Consider the following 2477-nt stretch of genomic DNA (forward strand, 5'->3'; position numbering starts at 1 on the left):
TTTTCAAGGATGCCGGCGTCGAGATCACGCTCGCATCGCCGAAAGGCGGCCGCCCGCCGCTCGATCCCAAGAGCAACGAACCCAGCTTCCAGACCGACGTCACGCGCCGGTTCGAGAAGGACGCGGCCGCGGAAGCCCAGCTCGACAAGACCGTTCGCCTCGACAGCGTCAGGCAGGACCAGTTCGACACCGTGTTCTACCCTGGCGGCCATGGCCCGATGTGGGATATCGCCGAAGACAAGCACTCCATCAAGCTGATCGAGTCCTTCATCGCGGCCGGCAAGACCATCGCCGTGGTGTGCCATTCCACCGGCGCGCTGCGGCACGTCAAGGCGCCGGACGGCAAGCTCCTGGTTCAGGGCAAGGAAGTGACCGGCTTCACCAATGGCGAGGAAGAAGCGGTCGGCCTCACCAAGGTCGTGCCCTTCCTGGTCGAAGACGAGATGCTGAAACTGGGCGCCATCTTCTCGAAGAAGGCCAACTGGGCTTCGCACGTCGTCAGCGACGGCCTGTTGATCACCGGACAGAATCCGACGTCCTCGGGCGCGGCCGCCAAGACGCTGATGGCAGCGCTCAAGCAAAAGGGCCAACCGGCCGCCACCGCGCGCGCGTCGTAGTCTTCGCGTGGGAACGGCAAAGCGTCCACCGTCGCTCGAAGAGCGATGACGGATGCGTTCCGGCCATTTCCATCAACAACGTGCAGGTGGGCGCGGCGCAACAGCGCCCTGGCCCACCCGTCCCTCCTCGGACAGGCGATGGCTGATACGAACTACGATGCACTCCCTCGCCGTGATTGCGAGGGTCGTGCCCTCGGCTCAGCGCTGTGCCACCCAGTTCTTGTGAAGCCGATGCTTGCGGCTGCGGGTGATCGAGCCGGTCGCGTCCCTGACGGCTTCGATGTGCTCGATCTGCTGGCGGAGCTCGCCCGTGGTCGCGCCGAGCGCGTCGACGCCAATCTCGCTGTTCGCCGCGCTGGCGCGCAGCGAGCCTAGCTCGGTTGCGGTGTCGTCCTGCGCCATGCGGAGGCGGAGCGTCTCGCCCTTCAGCTGGGCGAGATTCGACTCGATCTGGGCCGCCGTATCGCGCCCGCGCGCCTCGTCCTGGTCGGTGGTGGTGCGCAGCGCCGCAAGGCCGATCTCGGCATTGGCGACGCTGGCGCGGATATGGGCAAGCTCCTCTGAAGTGTCGCCCTGGCTCTCGCGCAGCTTGGCGGAGCCCGCCTTGACCTGGTCAAGCTCTGCCGCCAGGGCGGCGACGCGGTCCTCGAGCGTCGCCGGAGTTTCGCTGGCGAAGGAGAGGCTGTGGCTGCCGACGCCCCACAACATCGTGCCGGCGCCCGCTGCGAGCGCCAGACCGATGGTGACACGGAAAGTGGCGGTCGCGCCGCGATGCGGGAAGCTATCCGGCGTCATTCCTGGTTTACGCATGTACAAGTCTCCAAAATCTGAATGAAAAAATTATGGTCATCTTCAGGTTGCCAGTTCCCTAACCGCACCGCTTCGTTTGAAATATGCACACTCCGTAGTTCTGCGGATCGCGGCCGCGCGGGGATGGCACGCACCATTCCCGTCGACGCGCAGAAGGCGGGCACGGCGCAAGGGCGCCTCCGCCCACCCTTGTTACGGTCCTGCTACAAGGCGCCGTCGCGCTACCTTTCGCCGGCCGCGTCGGTGCCGACGCCGCTCAGGCCGACTGTCCCGCGGCGTCGAGGATCAGCTTGCTGATCTCGTCGGGATGGGAGATCAGCGCGAGGTGGCTTGCCTTCACCTCGATGGTGCTGGCGCCCATGCGCCTGGCCATGAAGCGTTCGAGGTCCGGATTGATGGTGCGGTCCTCGGTCGACACGGCATAATAGCTCGGCTTCGAGCGCCAGGCGGCGTTGCTGGTCTTGCCGGTCAGCAGCGCCTTGTGGAACGGCTGCTGCACTGCATAGAGCACCTTTGCCTTGGCCTCCGGCAGATCGCCCGCGAAGTCGCGCAGGAAGGCTTGTTCGGACAGCCGCCCTTCATCGCCGTCGAACACGATGCCCGCCGACGCCGGCGGCGTCGGATAGGTCTTGGCGAGCGCGGTGTAGTCCTCGCCGGCATCCGGGGCGCGCGCCGCCACATAGACCAGCGCCGAGACGTTCGGATGCACGCCGGCCTCGGTGACGATCATGCCGGAAAAGGAATGGCCGACCAGAACCGTCGGTCCATCCTGCCGCGCCAGCACGCGCTCGGCGGACGCGACCGCCTCGGGCAGCGTGGTCAGCGGATTCTGCACGGCGGTCACGTTGAGGCCGGCCGCCTGCAGCCGCGCAATCACCTCGCTCCAGCACGAGCCGTCGGCGAACAGCCCGTGCACCAGCACGATGTTGCGCGCCTTGACCGGCGTTACGTCGGCGGCCCTGCCGCGGGCGGCGATCAGCGAAGCCGCGGCGCCCGCGAGCAGGGCGGTCGAGAAATCGCGTCGGTTCATTGTCATGATCTCTGTTCTCC

General features: G+C 66.7%; 3 protein-coding genes. 1 reads left to right on the top strand and 2 read right to left on the bottom strand.

Annotated elements, in window-relative coordinates; translation table 11 throughout:
• On the top strand, window positions 1–617 hold a 617-nt coding region (locus tag WCB02_RS07715), incomplete at its 5' end, for a type 1 glutamine amidotransferase domain-containing protein (protein ID WP_423957267.1).
• Between the two features lie 198 nt (window positions 618–815).
• On the opposite strand, the gene WCB02_RS07720 is transcribed toward WCB02_RS07715, so the two are convergent.
• Together WCB02_RS07720 and WCB02_RS07725 are read right to left on the bottom strand one after the other, a co-directional pair.
• Window positions 816–1427, bottom strand: coding sequence for a hypothetical protein (locus WCB02_RS07720; RefSeq protein WP_423957268.1), 612 nt, complete (start codon window positions 1425–1427; stop codon window positions 816–818).
• A 256-nt stretch (window positions 1428–1683) separates the two neighbouring features.
• Window positions 1684–2463, bottom strand: a complete 780-nt coding sequence (locus tag WCB02_RS07725; RefSeq protein ID WP_423957269.1) for an alpha/beta fold hydrolase — start codon at window positions 2461–2463, stop codon at window positions 1684–1686.
• Window positions 2464–2477: the final 14 nt, after the last annotated feature.

The sequence above is a fragment of the Bradyrhizobium sp. genome (assembly GCF_049581145.1).
In the GTDB taxonomy this organism is placed as follows: domain Bacteria; phylum Pseudomonadota; class Alphaproteobacteria; order Rhizobiales; family Xanthobacteraceae; genus Bradyrhizobium.

What these genes read in the sequence shown, in the direction of transcription:
- WCB02_RS07725 (WP_423957269.1), bottom strand. Translation starts at nt 2,463, where the DNA reads ATGACAATGAACCGACGCGATTTCTCGACCGCCCTGCTCGCGGGCGCC.
- WCB02_RS07720 (WP_423957268.1), bottom strand. Translation starts at nt 1,427, where the DNA reads ATGCGTAAACCAGGAATGACGCCGGATAGCTTCCCGCATCGCGGCGCG.